The following is a 21172-nucleotide window of genomic DNA, read 5'->3' on the forward strand; positions in this document are numbered from 1 at the left end:
ATCCTAATTAATAACTACTCTAAATCTTTATTTTTAGATTCACTGATAGCTGAAATTGGGGTTAAAGCAATCTTTCTAAATTCAACTTCAGATCCTTCTGCCTGTATTGCAATCTGCCCAATAGTTTCTTCAGCATTGTAACCATGATTTACAAAATCGTCATTTACCCAAACTTTTATTTCACCCTCAAAACACTCTATCACCATGGTGTTCCATTCACCTACAGGATTTTCTGATTCATCAGTTAAATTTTTAATTCGTCTAAGTTTACCTTCAACTATACCCCAATCTTCTTTTGGACCGCGACGTTCTAGCATATTTTCTGTAGCGATATCCATTTGAATACACCAAAAATCACCTGCATTTTCATGCTCCATTTGTACCTCTATAGATTTTGGAAACATTTTATATAAAGCTCTTGGCGTTGATGCATATACTAGAATTCCACAATTGCCTGGCGTGCCAACAAATCTATAGTCAATATTTAATCGATAATTTTTATATTCTTTATTCGTAATTAAATGCCCTCTTGGTGTTCCAAGGCTAACCAGATGACCATCTCTAACTATAAAAGGATTTATGGTAGAAGGTATGGTGCCCATCTCGGGTACATCTACATGCCAACCTTCCAGATTTTTTCCGTTAAACAGACTTGTAGATTTGGTATTACAGCCAACTAAAACGATACAAAAAATTACTAAGTAAAATAATTTCGTCATATTAAAATTTAGTTTACATTAACCTGATTAAACCCCTAATTAACAGCCGATTAATTAAATTTAATTTACTGTTTTTTGCCGTAAAATTTTCCCTTAAATCTGGAATATAAAACCAACTTCTTTTTGGTATTAATAAAATAAACACCTGTTAAAAGAATTACAGCTGCCCAAATTGATTGCGTTGTTATTTGTTCATCTAAAATATACCATCCTAAAATTAAAGCAATGACAGGATTAACATAACTAGATGTTGCCACTTTTTCTGGAGAAACCGTTTTTAATAAATAATTAAATGCAGAAAAGGCTACTATACTGCCAAAAACAATAAGCATGGTCATGGAAAACTGCACGCGACCACTCCAAGCAGTAGGCCAGCTCCATTGTTCACCAACTACTAAACTTACTACAAATAATGATAATCCTGCAGTAACCATTTGGTAGGCCGTATTTACCAAATAACTTTCCGGAAGTTTAGCTTTAGAAACAAATAAGCTTCCTGCAGACCAGCCTAAAACACAAAAAAATATAATGATCATTCCGAGTAGTGTTTCTTCTTTTTGAACAATCTGCTTTTGACTAACCAACAAATAGATTCCGATTATCCCAAGAATAACTCCTACAATACTCATAGGTTGTATTTTTTTGCCATCAACAACCCGCATTAGGATTAAAACTATAAGCGGCATTGCAGCTACTTCTAACGCAGCAAATCCACTATCCACAAACTTTAAACCCCATACAAAAACACCATTACCGAAGGTTAAAAACAAAAAACCAGCAATAAATGAATTCTTTAATTGTTTAGCACTAATTTTTACTGAAATACCCAATATTTTACAAATACCAAATATTAATAATCCGGCAGATACAAAGCGAATTGAAGCTAACATATAAGCTGGAAGCTCCGTTACCGCAATTTTATTTAATAAATAAGTAGAACCCCAAATTACATAAATAGCAAAAAAAGCAAGTATAATTAAAGCGGTATTAGATGATTTTGCCATAATGCTTAGCTACGATTTAGTAAGTACAAGATTAAGAATAAGTTTGGGAATTAGCGATAATCTTTAGTTTTAGTTATTAAACAATATTAAGAATTTGTACTAATCTAACGATTATGTTCTTAAAAAAGGAAACCCAGCAACAAGTTGTTACCGGGTTTATTTATTTAAAGATTAGTTTTTTTATGCTTCTTGTAAATTCTTCTTGGATTTACGGTATAAATAGCTATTAAATATGCTTCGCTTAGCAAAACGATATTGTTTAGGTGAGTTAATCAATTTTACATAAATACTTTTCGGTACCCCAAAATATTCATAAGTAGAACCGTCTAAAAAAGTAATCTCTAACAATAATCCCTTATGTTGAAAATCTAATATTCCAGATTCATTTGTAAGTTTATTATATTCCTCAAGATTAGCCGATTTTGTTTCAGGCGCAATACTTACAAGAAAATGATAACCATCTATAATTTGTCTGCTTTTTAGTTCAGCTTCGGCCTTTTGATCATCTCCGTCTTGAAATTTATCAGGATGCCATTGTTTCACTAAATTTCTATAAGTATTCTTTAGCTCCTTTAAATCGATTTCTTTTTCAACAGAAAACAATTTTTTATACTCGTTTATACGCTTCATTTTACAACTTTTTGAAAATAAGCCGCGAAACTACGTCTTTTTATTGATTTGAAAAGCTTTTTTATTATAAACTATAAATCAATTACATACACGAATACGATCCTCAAATTTACTGACAGATAAAGCTTGTTTGTGTTAAAAAAAAGCGTTTTATCGTGAAAATTCGTCTTGTACCTAAAAAAACTTGAATATTGAATCTAATTGACAAACTTGAGGCATATAAACAAATTCGGGGGAATTTTATGAGAAAATCTATACTCTTATTTATCATTTTAATAGCTATTTTAACCATTGTTTCTTGTTCTGGAGTTTTATAGAACTTGATCTTTAGGTTTCTTTTTAGACTATTTTGGTGCTAAAAACACCTTAGAAAACTGTTGACTTTTTTTTAAATAATTTGCTAAACCTATTGTATCCAAAAGAAAAAAGGTAAATACAAATTAAAAGAGTACGCAAAATAATGAGATTATTTTTTCATTGCGTTTAACTTAGATAGCTTATTTAGCTATTAAAATGTAATGAATACCCTATAAATAACCATAATCCTTACAATAATTATTCTTTAACTGGAAGAATACCAATCTAAACCAAAAAAAGACCGACAAATAATGTCGGTCTTTTTTATTTTTAGGTATTCCGCAAGAACTTCTTGGAGTAATATACGAGTAAAATCTCCATACAGATTTTCATCAGGATCTTTTTTTATAACACCGTTTGACTTTCTTCTTGCATTAAAGTTTTTATATCTATGACAAGTTGAGTCATTGACGCCCTGTTTAGCCCGTTATATATTCCGCGAATATGCTTGTTTTTATCTATCAATAAAAAATTCTCAGAATGTAGAAAATCATTTATATCTTTTGGTATTCCCAGGTCGTTTTCTACAAAATATTCGTTTCTTCCTAAATTATAGATTTCTGTTTTATCACCTGTTACCAGATGCCATTTATTGGAAATTACGCCTAATTTATAGGCATAGGTTTTCAAAACCGAAACTGAGTCAATACTAGGCGTTACCGAATGGGATAAAAATGCAACTGAATCATCATTTTTAAATTCTTCCTGTAGTTTCAGCATACTTTGTGACATTTGCGGACAAATGCCAGGACAGCTAGTAAAGAAAAAATCTGTAATGTAAATTTTATCATCAAAAGTCTTCTGAGTAACAGTATCACCCAACTGATTTACTAATTTAAAATCAGGAATCTTATGAAACGCCTTTTCGTCATCAGTATTTGGAGTTATCCAATGCGGTGTAAAAGACGCTTCATTATAATAAGGTAAATGCGCTACCCTACTCGCATCAGCCGTCTGCTCTTTTTTAACACTCGCATCTTTGCAACCAAATAAGGCTACAACTATCATAAAAGTGATGTATTTTTTCATGAATTATCGGGTTACAACTTCATTCTTTAATTCGTAGCACAAATTAGACCGCATTAAACCAAATACGCGTCCGTTCTTTGCTTCATAATTTACATATAAGGTACCGTTTTTTAACCATGCCTTTTGCATACCATCCTCGTTACCCTTGCTTAGATGACGTAGCTTTGATAATTGACCATGAGGGTACCATTGTTTCTGTTCACCATCAAGTAAACCATCTACATAGACCGATTCTTCTGCTATACCTCCATTTTCCCACCATGCTTTATAGTTACCTACAAGCTTATTTTGGTGAAAATTTCTTTCCTCTCGCAATACACCAGCTTCTGACCATCGTTCTGCAACGCCTTCTCTTTTGCCTTTATAAAAACCTAGTTTTTCCTGTATCTTACCATTTGGATAATAGGTTACAGCATATCCATTATACGGTACATTATTATAATTCCAAATCCCATTTAACTGGTTTAATAGTAAATCTTGTTTCAAAACAACTACACTATCAATTATCACTGTTACATTAAATTCTATAGTATTTGCCTTTGCTACAGCAGTAGATTCCAGAGTTCTCTCTTTACACTGTGCTAATAAAAAAACAGAAAACAACGCAAGAAACGATTTTACAAATTGCATAAGCTGTATTTTAATAACCTCTATACGGCCCGGCAAAGGCTATATAAGAACCTGTTGTGGAATATACTTCATTTATGATGTGGTAATGATATTCTTCAGCGCCATCGGTATATTGTGTTGCAGAAGTATGGCCACCAGAGGCATCTAAATCTGTTGGATAAGCTCCAGAAGCATTACATTTTCTTCCATATAGAAATACCCCATCTAACAGAATTCCTACCAAGTTAGCGTCATCATTAGTAAACGCCTTAGGTTCTAAATGATAATGATATACTCCAGGGCCAATGTGTGCCCCTGTCCAATCCAGACTTGCTGCTGCTTGGTTTAAAGCTCCGTTGCCCTCTTGATCATTAAAAATTGAGGCCCCACTTACCGCTATTCCAATAGTACCTAATTGTGTAGTCACTGTTGAGCCTGTTTTGTTTGGAGTAGCATCCACTCTTATGGTTGTAGCATTATTATTACTAGACATGATACTTGGCGTTCTTGCTACATCAGGTTCGTCTTTATAAAGCGTATTCCCTTCACCCCAATATACTGTTTCATGATTTGGCAATCCTGTGGTTTCAATTACAACCTCTGAACCATCTAAATATATTGTAGTAGCATCCGTATTAAATGCGCTGTATGCGGCATGTAATTCCGTTACAGTCTCCTCCTCTATTTCGGTATCACTATCCGTGCTTGAATCGCTACTACAAGCAAAAAAAGAAACAGTAATGGTTAACAATAGTACCAATGAAGGAACAATTCGAGCAATTATTTTTTTATTTATCATAATACAACTTTTAATTTGTTAATGTAATTTTTATTGCTTTTGATCACGTTCAGGACGCTTTGGCTTTGGAGCTTTTTTAAATTCAGCTTCTGAAATTAAACCATCTTCATCGCTATCAATTTTTGCGAAATCATCTTTTAATGGTCCTTTTACTTCCTCTTTAGAAAGCAAACCATCCTTGTTGGCATCCATTTTTTCTAAAAGCTCTTTATACGTTGGAGGTTTTTGCTTTCCACCTTTTTCATTTTGTTGTGCATTACCACAAGAAACCATGAATAAAAATGCACTCAGAACACCTAATTTTACAATACTATTTTTCATTTTTAATTATTTAAATTATTACTAAATCTTAATCAAAGATCTACAAATAGGTAATGCCATAGTTAAACATTCAGTGAACGCAGAAAACAATTCAGTAAAGCCCAATTTTCACTCAGTGAAATAGTTATAACATCAAGAATCGATAGTAATAAATAGCTTTCTGATATTTTTATTTTACTTTTATTTGCGGTATGAAACAGACAAAAAGATTTTTGCTGCAAGTAGCATTATGGATGACCTTGTGGGTTATCTTGTGGTTTTTTGAAGGTGGTAGTATCCAGTTTTTAAAAGAAAATTTACTTGTTTATATTTTTCAAATTATACTATTAGCCGGACTTATTTATTACGCCGCGCCAGTGCTATTATTAAATAAAAAGTATAGCACGTTTTTTATACTATGCTTAAGTGCCATAATAGTTGCTTGTTTTATTATGTCTTACCCTTTTACATTACCTGATGCACCTCCAATGGGCAATAGAGGTCCTAGAATGAATGATATACCTAACTTTAGAAAACCAATTCCTAAATTTTTTGTCAACTTTCTAATTTTAAGTATTTCGGTAGTGATTGGCATTTTTTTGGAAACGTTAATCTTCGCTCAAAAAAAGGAAGAAGAAACTATTAAAAATTTAAACGAGAAATTAGAGACCGAATTAAAACTTTTAAAATCACAGATAAATCCGCATTTTTTATTCAACACCTTAAATAATATTTATGCGCTATCTGCAATAGATACTGGAAAAACTCAAGAAAGTATTAGTTACTTATCTAATATGTTGCGTTATGTGCTTTATGAATGCGAACAACCTACGGTGCCGTTAAAAAAAGAAATTGAATACATAGAGAATTATATAAAATTATTCACCGTAAAAAGTAGCAAAAAGTACCCAATTACAACATTATTTGAGATTCAAAACAAGAATACACCAATTGCACCAATGTTATTAATTCCCTTTGTCGAGAATGCTTTTAAACATAGTAACATTGAAAAAATTGAGGATACTTTTATACACATTAGTGTGAAAGAAAAGGACAACGAGATTTACTTTGAAGTAGAAAATACTAAAACAGAATCGCTTAAACAAAAAGATGCTGTTGGTGGAATTGGCTTGAGTAATGTTAAAAAACGATTGGAAATAGTATATTCTAATAGGTATACTTTGGATATAAAGAATAACAACCATAGTTTTAAAGTTAATTTAAGACTGCAACTAGCATGAATAAGATAAAATGTTTAGTCATTGATGATGAAGAACTAGCACGTACGTTATTGAAAACTTACATTGCTGAAGTGGACTATCTAGATTTAGTTGGAGAATTTGAAAATCCGATTAATGCATTACAGAAAATAAAAGAAACACCCATTGATCTTATTTTTCTTGATATACAAATGCCTGAGCTCAAAGGAACAGACTTGGCAAAAATTATAGGAAACGAAACTAAAATTATATTTACTACGGCATATACCGAGTACGCCATTGAAGGGTTTAATTTAAATGCTTTAGATTATTTACTTAAACCCATTACTTTTTCTCGATTTTTAGAAGCCGTTGGTAAATTTAAAAAACAAAATACTATTCCTTACACTGCCAGTGATTCAATAACCATAAAATCTGGATATGATTTATATAAAGTTAAATATGCAGATATCAACTTTATAAAAAGCGAAAGTGAGTATGTTACTTTTTACACAACTGAAAAGAAAATATTAAGCTTAATGTCATTAAAATCACTAGAGAATGAAATTCCTAGTACACTATTTCTTCGAGTACATAGATCCTATATTGTAAATAAATCTAAAGTTACGGCACTAAAAGGTCGAGAACTCTTAATCGATGAAAATAGAATTCCTATTAGTGATAGCTATTTTGATAAGGTTAAAACAGAGTTATTTTCTTAAAATTATTTCAATACATACTTCCTACAGCGCTCTATTTCATAAAATATCTTTTTTGTTGAAATAAAAATTCATATATCAATTTTATTATAAAAAATTGATATACAGTTACTTATGCTTTATTTTGAAATTTACCTATGTTAAAATAAACATAAAATAGTACCTTTTATTACATAGTACTGTAACAAATTTAATTCCTCCTCGTCTTGTTAGTATAAATCAATAATTATTAATCAAAAAATAACAATCATGGAATCATTAAACAAACATCAAATTCATCAAACTCTAGAGTCATCAACTAGTAGAATCTGGAATGCCAAAAGACGTTACAGATAAAACAAAAATCATCAACAACTAAAAAACAACAATCATGGAATCATTAAACAAACATCAAATTCATCAAACACTAGAGTCATCAACTAGTAGAATCTGGAATGCTAAAAGACGTTACAGATAAAACAAAAATCATCAACAACTAAAAAACAACAATCATGGAATCATTAAACAAACATCAAATTCATCAAACACTAGAGTCATCAACTAGTAGAATCTGGAACGCCAAAAGACGTTACAGATAAAACAAAAATCATCAACAACTAAAAAACAACAATCATGGAATTATTAAACAAACATTACGTAAAACAAACATTAGAAACATCAAGTAACATCTGGAATGCAAAAAGACGTTACCGATAAAAAAACAACAGCACCAAAAAATCATCAATCATGAAAACAATCATCAATCAATCCAATATCATCTCAAAAAAGAATACTCTAGTGGCTAATTTTAAAAATAGTCGCCGAATCCGATGGACCAATTTTAGCAACGAAAATCAATTTTCGTTTTACTAATCTAGCCAATCACAAAAAAAGCAGTAGATTCATCACCTACTGCTTTTTTTTATAGCTTATTTTATCATTAATCCTCTGGTGGATATCCGTGTATTTCTTCGAAAACTTCGTCAAAATTCTGACGTAAATAAGAATTTAATTTTAGCTTATAATCGTCTTTAAGCCATTTTAAGAAATTATAAGTGCTTCGGCTAATACACTTGGCGTAACTAGCTATTCTGTTATCAATATCACTATCTAAAATTTTAGCTAATGCTAAAGCATCATAAACGTCTTCGCTGTTTTCTATGCAAATTCTTCCGTGCTGTTCAATAGAGCGTTCTAGAACAACTTTAGAAGATTCTCCTTTGAATGTTGCTTCGGTATATACTTCTTTAATATCAAAATATACTTCTTCTGATTTTGCAAATTGTACACGAATTTCTTCGGGCATTTCATGTTTAAACTCACTTTCTATATCCTCGTCATTCTGTAGACGATCCATATAAAAATTAGGAGATTTAAAAATCATTTGCCAATCTAAATCAGCTCCCCATGGTCCAAATCGGTAATTGTTATTTCCTAAATCTATAACCTGAAACGTAGACTTATTATTTAATATACGCGAACCACGACCTATCATCTGATAATACAAGGTCAACGATTTTGTTGCTCTGTTTAGGATAATGGTATCTATAGTAGGTTCATCAAATCCTGTGGTTAGTATACTTACGGAAGTAAGAATAGCATCAGGCGTTTCTTTAAACCATTTTAAAATTTGTTTACGCTGCTTTTTTGTTGCGGTATTATCTAAATGCATAACAGGCAAACCTGCAGCTTTAAAGGTGTAGTATATTTGTATGGAAGTATTAATACCGTTATTAAATATTAATGCTTTTTTACCTTTTGAATGTTTTAAATAAGCCTGTAATGTTTTGTCTAACATAGCAGGACTGGTATATAAATCTTCCGAAGATTTAACGGTATAATCTCCATTAGACCCAACCTCCAGTGAGGTTAAACCCATGTCATATTGAAAAACTTCGGCTCTAGCAAGAAACTCGTTTTCAATTAATGACTCTATTGATTCCCCTGTAATAAGTTCATCGTAATTATCTTTCATTGGAAGTTCTTTACTAGAACTCAATGGTGTTGCTGTAACTCCTAAAATAAAAGAATTTTCAAAAAATTTAAACAGCTTAGTAAATGAATTATAATGTGCTTCATCTATAATAACTAGACCAATATCAGAAATATCTAATTTATCGTCATTCAAACGGTTATTAAGCGTTTCTACCATGGCTACAAAACAAATATACTGATCTTGATCATCTAAATTTGCTTTACTATTTACCACTTTATTAGGCACTCCAAAACTGGTAAGCATTTCTGAAGTTTGGTTGCATAACTCCACTCGGTGTGTCATTACCAAAACCTTTTTCTTATGGTTTTTTAAATACTGTCTAACCATTTCGGAGAAAATTACTGTTTTTCCTCCTCCTGTTGGTAATTGATATAATAAATGGTAGTTGTCTGGTGCGGTATCGAATTTTTCGAAAATTTTATTGATTGCACCTTGTTGGTAGCTGTAAAGTTCTTTATCTGTTTTTCTTTCTTGTAATGCTGATACTATCTCCGTCATAATTTCCTTTCTAGGGGGATTGCAAAATTAAACTCTTTAAAAAGGGTTTACAAATAATTATGCAAAACAATTCTGTTTATTTGTTGATGTGTACAGTTTTTGTGATAAAAAACTAAGAACCTATTTTACCAGCTTTCTTAACGCTACCCATTGTTTTAGCATATCTCTTGAATCGCAAGCCGGATACCCTAAAACAGTTTTTCCTGCAGCAACATCTCCAACAACTCCAGACCCTGCTCCCACTGTGGCGCCAGAATGTATTGTGGTATGATCTTTTATAGATGCACTGCCGCCTATAATTACACCATCGCCTAAAGTAACCGAACCTGCAAGTCCACTATGTCCAGCCATAATACAAGATCTACCCATTACAGAATTATGACCTATTTGTACCAAATTATCGATCTTAGAACCATCACCAATTATAGTAGAACTAAATTTACCACGATCTACGCATGAATTTGCCCCAATTTCTACTCCATTGCCAATAACTACATTACCTATCTGTGGAATTTTAACTAGCCCTCTTCCGTCTGGACTTGGCCTAAATCCAAAACCATCAGCTCCAATACTAACATTGGTATGAAATATACATTGATGTCCTATCTCACAACGCTCTCTTATAACAGTACCTGACCAGATAATACAACCCATCCCTATGATGGTGTCATCCATAATGGTTACATTGGGGTAAACTATTGTACCATCTCCAATAGTTACATTTTTGCCTATATAGCAATTGGCTCCTATTTTAACCCCTTTACCCAAATTAGCTGATGGATGTACCACTGCTGTGGTATGAATATCTTCTTCCAATTGTGGTAATCCAGGGTCAAAAAATTCTAGGATTTGTGCCATAGCCAAATCAGCATTTTTTACTTTAATCAAAACTCGATTTTCCCCAGGTTCTAATGGAATTGTTTCATCAATTACCGCCGCCGAAGCCTTTGAATCACTCCATAGTTTTGCGTACTTTCTATTACCAATAAAGGTGATATGATTTAAGGCTGCTTTTTCTAATTGCTCAGGAGCTGTTATCAAATGTGTGGTATTACCTACTAGTTCTCCTTTTAAAACAGCATTGATTTCAGCTATGGAATGTGATTTCATGTATGGTTTGTTATTATAATTTTATAAAGATACACTAGTAAAATGGAATATAATAATTCAAATTAATTAGGAAGATTAGGAATTTTTCGTCCATTTTATACCGCTTTTATGAAAAAGCAAACCTGCAACTAATGCAATCAAAGCTAATACAATGGAGGCAGTTGTATTGTTCGTGTAAGTTCCTATAGTATACCCAATAAATGCCCATCCTATGGAAAAAATAATATTTATTATTATGGCTAATATTCTAATATTTAGAGCAATAAACAATCCAAGCACTACTCCACCAAAAACCCACCATGAATGGTAATAAAAACCAGCTACTATGGCAATGATAAAAATTTCTAAAAGTAGAATTTTGATGTTTATTTCATCGTAATTAGAAACAGATCCTGTATTTTTTGTCTTTCTTCTAGCCATTTATTTACTATTTGGGAACATCAACTGCAAACCAAACTTAGTATTTACTTTATTTTTTATTACGCTTATTGTAATTTTTATCTCCTCTGGTTTTAGGCTTTTTATACTTTTTGGCAATAATTCTCTTATAGGATCCACCTTGATTGGTCTTCTTATTTTTTTCTTTTTTTTCATGAAAACTACCTTGTGATTCTAAAGTAGTCTGATCTGGATTATCTGCTTCTATAATTCTAGGTCGTTCCTCAGCAGTTAATTCTTCTGAAATTTCTACTTTATCAGGTATAGCAAGTAAAGGAATTTCTATTTTCATTAAAGCTTCTATTGCTTCTTTATACGGAGCTTCTTTTTCTGTATAGAACAATATTGCATTTCCTTGCTGTTCTGCCCTACCCGTTCTACCAATACGATGCATGTAGTTTTCTGGATAGTTTGGCGTATCAAAATTTATAACATGGGTGATTTTGTCTAAATCTAAACCCCTAGCCATAACGTCTGTTGTTACAAGTATTCTGTTTTTACCTTCATCAAATTGGCGAATAGAGCGAATTCTATAATTTTGAGTTTTATTAGAATGTATTACACAAGATTCATTACCAAATGCTACCTCCATTTCTTCAAAAACAGTATCAGCACTACGTTTGTTCGCCACAAAAACAAGTACTTTTTTATATGTGTCTTTGTCTTTTAATAAGCGAATTAACAAGTTAATTTTAGTATAGAAATTAGGCACAGCATAACATACTTGCGATATATTCTCAAGTGGAGTACCACTTACTGCAATAGATACTTTTTCGGGGGCTATAAAAAAATCGTCAATTAAGGCATCAACATCACTTGTCATTGTTGCCGAGAACATAATGTTTTGTCTACGTGTTGGGAGTAGATCAAAAATATTTGTGAGCTGAAATCGAAAACCTAAATCAAGCATGACATCAACTTCATCGATCACCAATTTTTTAATTTCTTTTAGTTTAACGGCTTTTGAAAGTGCTAAATCATACAAGCGGCCTGGTGTAGCCACTAAAATATCTGTTCCTTGCGCGCATAGTTGCTTTTGGGCATTTATATTAGTACCACCATACACTCCCAAAACACGCACATTAATATATTTGGCAAAACTCTCAATGTTTTCAACAACCTGTAAAACCAATTCTCTTGTGGGTACTAAAACAAGAATACGTGGATGAATTTGTTTTGAAAACGCTAACTCTTGTAATATTGGCAACATGTAAGCCATTGTTTTACCCGTACCCGTTTGCGCAATGCCCACAATATCTTTCCCAGACATTACTACTGAAAATGCAGCAGCCTGTATGGGTGTTGGGGATGCAAACCCTAAATCATCTATAGCGTAGTTTAATTGTTTTTTTAAACCGAAATCTTCAAAAGAACTCATGTATTACCTCGTTTAATCTTGCAAAGGTATGGTATTCTTTATTGTCATTGTTCTCCAATATAACATCCTTATCTTTACCGCATAAAGTTATATTTTGCATTTAAAAAATTTACATCGATCTAATTATAATTTCATTGAATTAACAAATACAAACCCAGCACTTGCAAAATATGTTTTTGTAAATGATTATAATCAGGAAAGTATTGATTTTTCAGACCCACATGCGGTTATAGAACTTAATAGAGCCTTATTAAAACACTTTTACAATGTTCAAGATTGGACAATTCCCGAAGGATACCTATGCCCTCCTATACCCGGCAGAGTTGATTATTTACTTCATATTCAAGATTTAATTTTTAATGACACCACTAAAACTATAAAGGGACTAGATATTGGTGTTGGTGCTAATTGTATTTATCCCATTCTGGCGACACAACAATTAGGTTGGAATATGGTGGGGTCAGACATTGATGAAACAGCAGTAAAGTTTGCGAAACAAAATGCACTTCAGTTTAAAGAAAAGATAGAAATAAGGCATCAATACTCTAATGCTGATATTTTCAAAGGTGTGCTTCATTTTAATGAATTTTTCGACTTTACTATGTGCAATCCTCCTTTTCATGCTTCTGAAAAAGAGGCAACTTTAGGTACACTTAAAAAACTCAATAACTTACAGAACAATCCAGCATTTAAATTAAATTTTGGCGGTCAAGCAAACGAGTTATGGTGCAATGGTGGTGAAGCATTATTTATTAAGCGAATGATAAAACAAAGTATTTTGTTTAAAAAGCAAGTAGGTTGGTTTACATGTTTGGTTTCTAAAAGAAATCATCTCTCTAAAATTTACAAACAATTAGAAAAATTAAATGTGACCTATAAAACGGTAGATATGACACAAGGCAATAAAAAAAGCAGATTTATTGCTTGGAAATTTACAGATTAAATTCTTTCACATCTTTTTATACAAAATTCAAAACCTGTAGCTTTACAAAATACAATCCGTTTATGCCCGCAATAGATTATAAAGAACAACTTTTACCTAATTTAAAAAAATACTTTGGTTATGATAGCTTTCGACCGCAACAAGAAGCCATAATTTCTTCGGTCTTAGAGAAAAAAGATGCTATTGTAATCATGCCAACAGGCGGAGGGAAATCTATCTGTTATCAATTACCCTCTTTACTGTTTCCTAAATCTACGCTGGTTGTTTCTCCGTTAATTGCTTTAATGAAAGATCAAGTAGATGGTTGCATTGCCAATGGAATTGCAGCCGCTTACTTCAATAGCAGTCAATCTACTGAAGAACAACAAAATATTCTTCTTAAAATTTCAAAGGCAGAATTAAAGTTACTTTATGTTGCTCCTGAAAGTATGGCTTCTTTGGAGCATATTTTAAATGAAACCTACATTAGCTGTATTGCAATTGATGAAGCACATTGTATTTCGTCATGGGGTCATGATTTTAGACCTTCTTACCAACAATTGGGGTTTTTAAAAAAATCTATGCCCAATACACCCATTATTGCTTTAACTGCAACAGCGGATAAAGCAACAAGACAAGATATTGCGGAACAATTAGGGATCATTTCTGCAGAACAATTTATTACGTCTTTTGATCGAAAAAATATTAGTTTAACCGTTCGACCCGCAGATGGCAGAGTAGATCAAATCATTAGTTTTATTGAAGACAGACCCAATTCTTCAGGGATTATTTATTGTTTAAGTAGAAAAACTACAGAGCAATTGGTAGACCGTTTAAAAGCAAAAAAAATGAATGCGCAAGCTTATCATGCTGGGTTAAGTTTTGATGAGCGAACTAAAGTGCAAGAAGATTTTATTTTCGACAAAACCAAAATTGTTTGTGCAACGGTTGCTTTTGGTATGGGTATAGATAAATCTAATGTAAGGTGGGTTATACATTACAATATGCCTAAGAACATAGAAGGGTATTATCAAGAAATTGGCCGTGCAGGTCGTGATGGAGTTGCTGCGAGTGCCCTACTCTTTCATAGTTATGCCGATGTAATCCAATTACAACGATTTACTGAAGGCGCATCAAATCAAGAGGTGCAACTTGCTAAATTAGATCGTATGAAACAGTTTTCTGAAGCAACTACATGTAGACGTAAAATTCTATTGAGTTATTTCGGAGAATTATTAGCTGAAAATTGTGGCAATTGTGATGTTTGTAAAAGTCCACCTCAAGTATTCGATGGAACTATTATTGCGCAAAAAATACTATCTACCATTGCCCGATTAAATGAAAAAGAAGCCATTGGAACCATTATAGATGTGTTAAGAGGCGCCAAAAATGCGGCAATATTGGAAAAAGGATTAGAAAAGGTGAAAACCTATGGTATTGGGAATGATATTTCTTGGAAAGATTGGCAACATTACATTATACAATTAATTAATCAAGGGTATATCGAAATAGCTTTTCAATTTAGAAACGCATTACATTTAACTGATTTTTCTAAAAACGTTTTGTTTAATGGTGCCAAGGTGTCATTAACGAAACCAATTGTTGTTGTGGAAACCATTGGAAATCCGAAAGAAAAAACCAAAAAATCTAGTAGCAAGGGTGCTCTTTTTCAACGTTTAAAGGCGCTCCGCCATTCTATTGCTTTAGAAGAAAATATTCCTGCCTATTTAGTTTTTAGCGATGCTACATTACAAGAAATAGAACAAAATAGACCCTTGTCCGATGAAGAGTTTTTAGAAATTAATGGCGTTGGGCAACGAAAACTAGAAGTTTATGGAGACCAATTTATAAAAGAAATTATTGCTTTTAATAAGGAGAAAAAATCCAAAAAAGCTGATACACATAAGGTTACCTACGAATTATATCAACAAGGATTATCTATTGATGAAATTGCAATAAAACGAAATTTAAAAACTCCAACAATATATTCACATATCGCCAAACTTTATGGTGACGGACTGCCAATTAATATTTATGATTTTGTTACAAAAACCGAAGTGGAATCAGTTAAAAAAGCCAAAGAGGTTTTGGAAAGTCCACCATCGCTAAAACCATATTTTGACTATTTTGAAGAGCAATTAGACTATTTTAAAATACGCCTTGCATTGGCTATACTTGACAAAAAAGCATAAAAAAAGGGGTTCAGTAGAACCCCTTTTTTATAATCTTAATCAATTTAAACTTTTTTAACACGAACGGCATTCATGCCCTTCATCCCTTTTTCAAGTTCAAATTGTACCATATTATTTTCTTTAATTTCTTCAAGACATCCATTAATATGTACAAAGAATTTCTCTTGAGTATCTGTATCCTTAATAAATCCATATCCTTTAGAATCATTAAAAAATTCAACTCTACCCTTACGTACCGGATCTATTTCTTCGTCACTTTCTTCCTTCTTAGGTATTCCTAGAACAATACTTTCAGCGTCTACTTTAATCTTTTTTGATGGATCTGGAGGAGTATCAACCAAATGACCATTTTCATCTACGTAAACAAACATGCTGTCTTGATCGCTTGCTTTACGTTGTTCTTTCTTCTTTGCTTTTTCTTCGCGTTTTTTCAAACGTTTCTTTTCTCGTTCTTTTTTACCAAAGGTTTCTTGTGCTCTCGCCATTAAAAATTATTAGTTTAAATTAATATTATAACATGCTTGTGATAAGCAGTTGTGAAGTCATTGAAATTCAAAATAACAATTGGAAAATAAAACTAATTTGCCTAATAATCTATAAAGAAGTTGCAATAACAAGCAGTAAATGAGTTAAATAATAGCTTCAACTGCTTTATGCAAAGATAGGTAGCTTTTTTTGATATAAAAAACAGAATAGTATAAGAGATGTAAAAAGTAGTATTTAGCTATAGAAATGTGTATTACCTACAACACGCGCACTTCTTATTTGTTAATTTTGAGCTAATAAATTCTTAAATAAATAACAATTCATAGAGAGAAAGTTATATTTTATCTAATTTTGTAGTGCTTTTGGCAACATTAGTCAAAAACATACGTTAGCAGAAAATAACTTTAAATTTTTTCAGGATATGACCTATTTATCTCCAGAAATCGAAGCTTTAGCAAAAAGAAAAGAAAGAAATTCTTTAATTAAAAAGGAAAATTCTTGTGGTATTTTCCAAGACTACGGAAAAGAAACATATATTAACCCATTGGAAAAAGAAGCTACGTTAAAGTAAACTCCTTTTTACTTTTTGATTTTAAGCAATGCTTTATAGTCATCCCAAGTGTCTATATCCATAGTATTATTTTGGCCGTTTATACTAGAATGCACCGTATTTTTAATAATTTCTGAAGCGCCATTGTCTTTATCTAGTGTTGCTAATGATGAAAAATAGCGTTTGCCAAATATAGCTGGCACCCCTTTTTTAGTACCGTAATTTGTAGATACTAATTCATTTTTAGATGATTTAAACAATAACAACAAATCATAAAAATAAGTCGTACTCAATAATGGTTGGTCCGCTAAAGCAATTAGTACGGCATCATAATTTTCTTCAGTCTCCATTATATAGCTAACCCCCTTTGCTATAGAACTCCCAAGGCCTTTAGCCCAGTCTTTATTATAAACTATGTGATAATTTGCTAATGCTACTTTGCTACAAATAGCATCAAAGTTTGCCCCAAGAATTACATATGTTTTTGACACTTTTGAATTACTCACTTCTATAATGGCGTGTTCTAAGAGAGTAGCACTACCCCATGGCAATACTTGTTTTATGTGGTCTTCCATTCGTGAAGATGCTCCTGCTGCTAATATAATTGCCGCTACTTTACACATTATTTTAAAAATAAACTTTCCTTATCGCGCAAAAACATAGGGTGTTCATTACGTATTACGGTTAAAATTTCTGCAATTATGGCAATGGCAATTTCTTGTGGCGTTACAGACCCAATATTCAATCCTGCCGGGCCATAAATTGAATTTACAAAGTCAGTTGACACTTCTGGGTGCTTTTCAATTAATTCATTTAATAATTTTTCACGTCTATGGGTAGGTCCGAGTATGCCTATATAAGCAGGCTTACTTTCTTTTAAGGCCATTAAAAACAACAAATCCTTGGAATAGCTATGATTCATAAGTACAATAGCCGTTTGGCTATCAATCCCGTCTGGCAAATACATTTCTGGTGCAATTGCGTGAAAATTACTTGAACCAAGAAAATCTTTAGCTGTTTTTTCTTCCAATGGATGTGTATAGATAACGACTTCCCAGCCCATTAGATTGGCCATATTACAAAGAATAACTGCATCGTGTTCAGATCCAAAAAGCACTAATCTAAAGCATGGAGACATGTGCTCTTCAAAAACTAACAAATCGGAATTGAGCGCATGTTTCAAGCTTACAGGTAATGAAATGTTCTGAAACCTTATTTTAGTGCCAAATCCAATTTCAGCAATCTCTTCCTTTTTATAAAAAGAAGAAACCTTAAATAGTTCCCTATTTTTAATGGCGTTGAAAAAAGTCTCGATAAATAAAGGACTTGGATTAAAAGGTTCCAACAAAATATACAACACACCTTCGCAACCTAGCCTGTACCTGCCATCGTAGGTCATTACTTTGGAAATAGTAGATTCGAAAACGGATTGTGATTGTATTAAAATCTCTTTTTCTACACATCCTCCACTTACGGCACCAATCATTTTTCCATTTTCTAGAACCAACATACGCACTCCAGGCTTGCGGTACGATGATCCCTCTAAAGCGACCACAGTAACCAATACAGATTTTAAACCTTGCTCCTTTGCATCGATAAAAGCTTGTACTAGTTTCTTTAATTCATGCGTCATAATAAACAAATATTGTTTACAAGATATTGAAAAATACCATTCATTAGTACTAGAGTAAAGGAATAAACTGGCATAATGAATTAGCTTAACTTTTGTTTTTAATATTTGGTCCTGTATTTATTAACATTGTTTAACATAAATTATGTAAAACAGTTATACTTTTGTGTTCAAATTAGCGTTCTAACGCATGAACAATTAAATATTTGAAAATGAAATTTAACTTAAAATCGATACTATATTTTTCAACACTTCTATTGCTTTTTTCATGTGGTAATGGTGAAGATGATGTATTTTTTAACCCTAGTCCAGGATCGGATTTAGGAGAAGGTACAACAGTAGACCCATGTTTAAACTTAGGTGCAAGTCAACTTGTATTATCTATCCAAGATCAATTCACAACTTTGCCGGGCAAGGTTTCGATATTTTTTAGAGTTTCGGATACTGATGGAAATCCTGTTCCTAACTTAACTGCAAATCAATTTACTATCTACGAACAAGGTAGAAATGATGCTTGTTTTAATCGTATTTCTACTTCAGAATCTTTTGCAAGAATATCGCCTAACACACAAATATTTAAGAATAGTACCATATTAGTATTAGACTTAAGTAATAGCGTATTAAGCAGTAGCTTACAAGAATTAAAAACGGCATCACTAAGTTTTATTGACAATGTTATGCCAGATGAAGAGAGTGAGTCTATGAAAATGGCCATCTACTGGTTTGATGGAGAGAATAAATTACATTCTTTAAATGCTTTAACATCATCTAAAGAACAATTAAATGCTGCAATTAATGGTATTACGAATACGATTAGTAGTGATCCATCTACTGATTTGTATGGTGCAGTAATTAAATCTACTGATATTGCCGAAAAACTAATTGCCGACACAAAAAATTCCGATATTATTGGTGCGGCTTCTATTGTTATTTTTACTGATGGAACAGATCAAGCATCTCGTTATACAGAAAAAGCAGCTTTAGATAAAGTTAAAAAGGCAAACATCAACATTTCGTTCTTTACAATTGGTTTAGGCGCAGAAATAGATACTGAGGTACTTTCTGGTATTGGAAAAACTTCTAGTGTTTTTGCTGGTAATAAGGCAGAATTAGAGACAACATTCAATAACATATCTTATTTAGTATCTCAAAGAGCAAGCAGTTTTTACTTATTTGAATATTGCAGCCCTAAACGTGATGGTAGTGGTGAAAATAATCTTGCTATACAAGTCACCTCTGGAGGAAAACAAGGTGCAGTACAAACTAAATTTAATGCGTCTGGCTTTAAGGGTGGATGTGAATAAACACAATAGCTTAAGCATAAAAAGAAAGGCTGTCCAAATAGGATAGCCTTTCTTTTTTTTACCCTTAAACGTCTTTTTTAATGTTTTCATCGTAGATAATAACCAAGAACGTAAATAGATAATTTCAAATTACTAAAAATTTAAAGATGAAAAAATTACCCTTAATCGCAATTTTATCAATGATTACTTTAGGATCATGTGTATCCAAGAAAAAGTATGTGGCTTTAGAATCTGATTTAAATGATACTAAAAGTAGACTAACAAAAACTCAAGTAGAGAAAGAAGAGTTAGAGTCTAAAATGACCAAAATTGAAGCTAGAGTTGCAGAATACAACGAAAAAATTAATTCTCTTAAAGAAATTAATGATGCTCAGTTAACTAGTGTTGATGATATTGCTGTTATGAGCAATAATACTAAAGAAAAAATGAGAACTACTTTATCTAAAGTAGACCCTGCCCTTTTGGCGAATGCAAAAACATTAGAAGATTCTATTAATGTGGCTATTTCTTATAACTTAAAGAAATCTATTGCTGATGATGAAGACGATGTTAATATTGATATCGACAAAACAGTAGTTATGATTAATATTTCTGATAAATTGTTATTTAACAGTGGTAGTTACAAGGTAAGTAGCAAAGCAAATAACATTCTTAAGAAAATTGCTGATGTTATCAATTCTGAGCCAAGTATGGAAGTAATGGTAGAAGGACATACAGATGCAAGAACAATCCAAACACCAATGTTTCAAGACAACTGGGATTTAAGTGTTAAAAGAGCTACATCTGTAGTACGTATACTTCAAGAAAAATATAATGTTGCTCCAGAAAAATTAATTGCAGCAGGTAGAAGTAGTTATATACCTTTAGTTGATAATGATTCAAAAGAGAACAGATCTAAAAACAGAAGAACTAAAATCGTTATTATTCCTGATTTAAATAAGTTTTTTGCTCTTATGGATTCTGAAAATCTATAAATAGAACCATTAATTTTTAATCATAAAAAGGGATGCTAAATAGCATCCCTTTTTTTATTCGTGTAATTTAAAGTAGGGTATTTTATAGGTTAGTTGTTATACTATAAAGACCCCAAAGAATACTTGAAACCATCCTATTTAAAGCTACCTAACTCTAAAATAAAAAATTATGGATGTTATGAATCAAATTATCGAACAAAGCTCGCTTCAAGGAATGCCAAAATGGTTTAAAGCCTTAGCGATATCAGTTTTTATAACAATTACCCTTATACTTATAATTATGCTTTTACTATTGTTAACAGATGATACCATAACTACTGTTAATTATGGTTATCTATACAAATAGTACT

Annotated in this window: 22 protein-coding genes; 8 read left to right on the plus strand and 14 right to left on the minus strand. The window is 32.1% G+C overall.

Going from position 1 to position 21172, the window contains the following annotated elements:
* Nucleotides 1–14: 14 nt before the first annotated feature.
* The 7 genes from B8963_RS12085 to B8963_RS12115 form a co-directional block, all read right to left on the minus strand.
* Nucleotides 15–719, minus strand: coding sequence for a 3-keto-disaccharide hydrolase (locus tag B8963_RS12085; RefSeq protein ID WP_084061787.1), 705 nt, complete (start codon nucleotides 717–719; stop codon nucleotides 15–17).
* A 65-nt stretch (nucleotides 720–784) separates the two neighbouring features.
* Nucleotides 785–1723: an EamA family transporter gene (locus B8963_RS12090; protein WP_084061788.1), complete on the minus strand. Its 939-nt coding sequence runs from the start codon at nucleotides 1721–1723 to the stop codon at nucleotides 785–787.
* A 180-nt stretch (nucleotides 1724–1903) separates the two neighbouring features.
* The gene (locus B8963_RS12095; RefSeq protein WP_084061789.1) at nucleotides 1904–2353 is read right to left on the minus strand and encodes a KTSC domain-containing protein; all 450 of its coding nucleotides are present in this window, start codon (nucleotides 2351–2353) and stop codon (nucleotides 1904–1906) included.
* 702 nt (nucleotides 2354–3055) lie between these two features.
* Nucleotides 3056–3739, minus strand: coding sequence for an SCO family protein (locus B8963_RS12100; protein WP_084061790.1), 684 nt, complete (start codon nucleotides 3737–3739; stop codon nucleotides 3056–3058).
* A gap of 3 nt (nucleotides 3740–3742) precedes the next feature.
* On the minus strand, nucleotides 3743–4369 hold the full coding sequence (locus B8963_RS12105) for a toxin-antitoxin system YwqK family antitoxin (RefSeq protein WP_084061791.1): 627 nt from the start codon (nucleotides 4367–4369) through the stop codon (nucleotides 3743–3745).
* 10 nt (nucleotides 4370–4379) lie between these two features.
* Nucleotides 4380–5147, minus strand: a complete 768-nt coding sequence (locus B8963_RS12110; RefSeq protein WP_084061792.1) for a YHYH protein — start codon at nucleotides 5145–5147, stop codon at nucleotides 4380–4382.
* 30 nt (nucleotides 5148–5177) lie between these two features.
* A complete protein-coding gene (locus B8963_RS12115; RefSeq protein ID WP_084061793.1) occupies nucleotides 5178–5468 on the minus strand; it encodes an EF-hand domain-containing protein in 291 nt (96 codons plus the stop codon).
* Nucleotides 5469–5659: 191 nt separating this feature from the next.
* On the opposite strand from B8963_RS12115, the gene B8963_RS12120 reads away from it, so the two are divergent.
* Nucleotides 5660–6688, plus strand: coding sequence for a sensor histidine kinase (locus tag B8963_RS12120; RefSeq protein ID WP_084061794.1), 1029 nt, complete (start codon nucleotides 5660–5662; stop codon nucleotides 6686–6688).
* Nucleotides 6685–7368, plus strand: coding sequence for a LytR/AlgR family response regulator transcription factor (locus B8963_RS12125; protein WP_084061795.1), 684 nt, complete (start codon nucleotides 6685–6687; stop codon nucleotides 7366–7368). The genes B8963_RS12120 and B8963_RS12125 overlap by 4 nt, the downstream gene beginning before the upstream one ends.
* A gap of 916 nt (nucleotides 7369–8284) precedes the next feature.
* Here B8963_RS12125 and B8963_RS12130 read toward each other — a convergent pair.
* The 4 genes from B8963_RS12130 to B8963_RS12145 all read right to left on the minus strand — a co-directional run bounded on the left by B8963_RS12130 (nucleotide 8285) and on the right by B8963_RS12145 (nucleotide 12764).
* Complete coding sequence (locus tag B8963_RS12130) at nucleotides 8285–9838, minus strand: DEAD/DEAH box helicase (protein ID WP_084061796.1); 1554 nt, start codon at nucleotides 9836–9838, stop codon at nucleotides 8285–8287.
* A gap of 120 nt (nucleotides 9839–9958) precedes the next feature.
* Nucleotides 9959–10948 (minus strand): UDP-3-O-(3-hydroxymyristoyl)glucosamine N-acyltransferase, encoded by a 990-nt coding sequence (gene lpxD / locus B8963_RS12135; protein WP_084061797.1) that lies wholly within the window; start codon nucleotides 10946–10948, stop codon nucleotides 9959–9961.
* 75 nt (nucleotides 10949–11023) lie between these two features.
* The gene (locus B8963_RS12140; RefSeq protein ID WP_084061798.1) at nucleotides 11024–11368 is read right to left on the minus strand and encodes a hypothetical protein; all 345 of its coding nucleotides are present in this window, start codon (nucleotides 11366–11368) and stop codon (nucleotides 11024–11026) included.
* A 49-nt stretch (nucleotides 11369–11417) separates the two neighbouring features.
* Complete coding sequence (locus tag B8963_RS12145) at nucleotides 11418–12764, minus strand: DEAD/DEAH box helicase (protein ID WP_084061799.1); 1347 nt, start codon at nucleotides 12762–12764, stop codon at nucleotides 11418–11420.
* Nucleotides 12765–12858: 94 nt separating this feature from the next.
* Between B8963_RS12145 and rlmF the strand changes: the two genes are divergently transcribed.
* Both rlmF and recQ read left to right on the plus strand, forming a co-directional pair.
* The gene (rlmF, locus tag B8963_RS12150) at nucleotides 12859–13707 is read left to right on the plus strand and encodes a 23S rRNA (adenine(1618)-N(6))-methyltransferase RlmF (protein WP_084061800.1); all 849 of its coding nucleotides are present in this window, start codon (nucleotides 12859–12861) and stop codon (nucleotides 13705–13707) included.
* A gap of 62 nt (nucleotides 13708–13769) precedes the next feature.
* Entirely contained in the window at nucleotides 13770–15878 is a 2109-nt protein-coding gene (gene recQ, locus B8963_RS12155) for a DNA helicase RecQ (RefSeq protein WP_084061801.1), read from the plus strand.
* Nucleotides 15879–15922: 44 nt separating this feature from the next.
* On the opposite strand, the gene B8963_RS12160 is transcribed toward recQ, so the two are convergent.
* Nucleotides 15923–16363 carry a cold-shock protein gene (locus B8963_RS12160; RefSeq protein ID WP_084061802.1) on the minus strand — a complete coding sequence of 147 codons (441 nt, stop codon included), beginning with the start codon at nucleotides 16361–16363 and terminating at the stop codon, nucleotides 15923–15925.
* Between the two features lie 422 nt (nucleotides 16364–16785).
* Between B8963_RS12160 and B8963_RS16045 the strand changes: the two genes are divergently transcribed.
* A complete protein-coding gene (locus B8963_RS16045; protein ID WP_200810838.1) occupies nucleotides 16786–16935 on the plus strand; it encodes a hypothetical protein in 150 nt (49 codons plus the stop codon).
* 8 nt (nucleotides 16936–16943) lie between these two features.
* Here B8963_RS16045 and B8963_RS12165 read toward each other — a convergent pair whose 3' ends face one another.
* Entirely contained in the window at nucleotides 16944–17537 is a 594-nt protein-coding gene (locus tag B8963_RS12165) for a nucleotidyltransferase family protein (RefSeq protein WP_084061803.1), read from the minus strand.
* Complete coding sequence (locus tag B8963_RS12170; RefSeq protein WP_084061804.1) at nucleotides 17537–18547, minus strand: XdhC family protein; 1011 nt, start codon at nucleotides 18545–18547, stop codon at nucleotides 17537–17539. Before B8963_RS12170 ends, B8963_RS12165 begins: the two co-directional genes overlap by 1 nt.
* Before the next feature lie 209 nt (nucleotides 18548–18756).
* Between B8963_RS12170 and B8963_RS12175 the strand changes: the two genes are divergently transcribed.
* From B8963_RS12175 to B8963_RS15965, 3 genes are all read left to right on the plus strand, one after another.
* A complete protein-coding gene (locus tag B8963_RS12175) occupies nucleotides 18757–19848 on the plus strand; it encodes a vWA domain-containing protein (RefSeq protein WP_084061805.1) in 1092 nt (363 codons plus the stop codon).
* A gap of 146 nt (nucleotides 19849–19994) precedes the next feature.
* On the plus strand, nucleotides 19995–20822 hold the full coding sequence (locus B8963_RS12180; protein WP_084061806.1) for an OmpA/MotB family protein: 828 nt from the start codon (nucleotides 19995–19997) through the stop codon (nucleotides 20820–20822).
* Nucleotides 20823–21000: 178 nt separating this feature from the next.
* Nucleotides 21001–21168: a hypothetical protein gene (locus tag B8963_RS15965; RefSeq protein WP_159447297.1), complete on the plus strand. Its 168-nt coding sequence runs from the start codon at nucleotides 21001–21003 to the stop codon at nucleotides 21166–21168.
* The last annotated feature ends 4 nt before the right edge of the window (nucleotides 21169–21172 follow it).

Origin of the sequence: Cellulophaga tyrosinoxydans (genome assembly GCF_900176415.1) — a bacterium.
In the GTDB taxonomy this organism is placed as follows: domain Bacteria; phylum Bacteroidota; class Bacteroidia; order Flavobacteriales; family Flavobacteriaceae; genus Cellulophaga; species Cellulophaga tyrosinoxydans.

Bases quoted from the DNA above. Each gene is read 5' to 3' on its own strand.
- B8963_RS12085 (WP_084061787.1), bottom strand. From the start codon at position 719: ATGACGAAATTATTTTACTTAGTAATTTTTTGTATCGTTTTAGTTGGC.
- B8963_RS12090 (WP_084061788.1), bottom strand. From the start codon at position 1,723: ATGGCAAAATCATCTAATACCGCTTTAATTATACTTGCTTTTTTTGCT.
- B8963_RS12095 (WP_084061789.1), bottom strand. From the start codon at position 2,353: ATGAAGCGTATAAACGAGTATAAAAAATTGTTTTCTGTTGAAAAAGAA.
- B8963_RS12100 (WP_084061790.1), bottom strand. From the start codon at position 3,739: ATGAAAAAATACATCACTTTTATGATAGTTGTAGCCTTATTTGGTTGC.
- B8963_RS12105 (WP_084061791.1), bottom strand. From the start codon at position 4,369: ATGCAATTTGTAAAATCGTTTCTTGCGTTGTTTTCTGTTTTTTTATTA.
- B8963_RS12110 (WP_084061792.1), bottom strand. From the start codon at position 5,147: ATGATAAATAAAAAAATAATTGCTCGAATTGTTCCTTCATTGGTACTA.
- B8963_RS12115 (WP_084061793.1), bottom strand. From the start codon at position 5,468: ATGAAAAATAGTATTGTAAAATTAGGTGTTCTGAGTGCATTTTTATTC.
- B8963_RS12120 (WP_084061794.1), top strand. From the start codon at position 5,660: ATGAAACAGACAAAAAGATTTTTGCTGCAAGTAGCATTATGGATGACC.
- B8963_RS12125 (WP_084061795.1), top strand. From the start codon at position 6,685: ATGAATAAGATAAAATGTTTAGTCATTGATGATGAAGAACTAGCACGT.
- B8963_RS12130 (WP_084061796.1), bottom strand. From the start codon at position 9,838: ATGACGGAGATAGTATCAGCATTACAAGAAAGAAAAACAGATAAAGAA.
- lpxD (WP_084061797.1), bottom strand. From the start codon at position 10,948: ATGAAATCACATTCCATAGCTGAAATCAATGCTGTTTTAAAAGGAGAA.
- B8963_RS12140 (WP_084061798.1), bottom strand. From the start codon at position 11,368: ATGGCTAGAAGAAAGACAAAAAATACAGGATCTGTTTCTAATTACGAT.
- B8963_RS12145 (WP_084061799.1), bottom strand. From the start codon at position 12,764: ATGAGTTCTTTTGAAGATTTCGGTTTAAAAAAACAATTAAACTACGCT.
- recQ (WP_084061801.1), top strand. From the start codon at position 13,770: ATGCCCGCAATAGATTATAAAGAACAACTTTTACCTAATTTAAAAAAA.
- B8963_RS12160 (WP_084061802.1), bottom strand. From the start codon at position 16,363: ATGGCGAGAGCACAAGAAACCTTTGGTAAAAAAGAACGAGAAAAGAAA.
- B8963_RS16045 (WP_200810838.1), top strand. From the start codon at position 16,786: ATGACCTATTTATCTCCAGAAATCGAAGCTTTAGCAAAAAGAAAAGAA.
- B8963_RS12165 (WP_084061803.1), bottom strand. From the start codon at position 17,537: ATGTGTAAAGTAGCGGCAATTATATTAGCAGCAGGAGCATCTTCACGA.
- B8963_RS12170 (WP_084061804.1), bottom strand. From the start codon at position 18,547: ATGACGCATGAATTAAAGAAACTAGTACAAGCTTTTATCGATGCAAAG.
- B8963_RS12175 (WP_084061805.1), top strand. From the start codon at position 18,757: ATGAAATTTAACTTAAAATCGATACTATATTTTTCAACACTTCTATTG.
- B8963_RS12180 (WP_084061806.1), top strand. From the start codon at position 19,995: ATGAAAAAATTACCCTTAATCGCAATTTTATCAATGATTACTTTAGGA.
- B8963_RS15965 (WP_159447297.1), top strand. From the start codon at position 21,001: ATGAATCAAATTATCGAACAAAGCTCGCTTCAAGGAATGCCAAAATGG.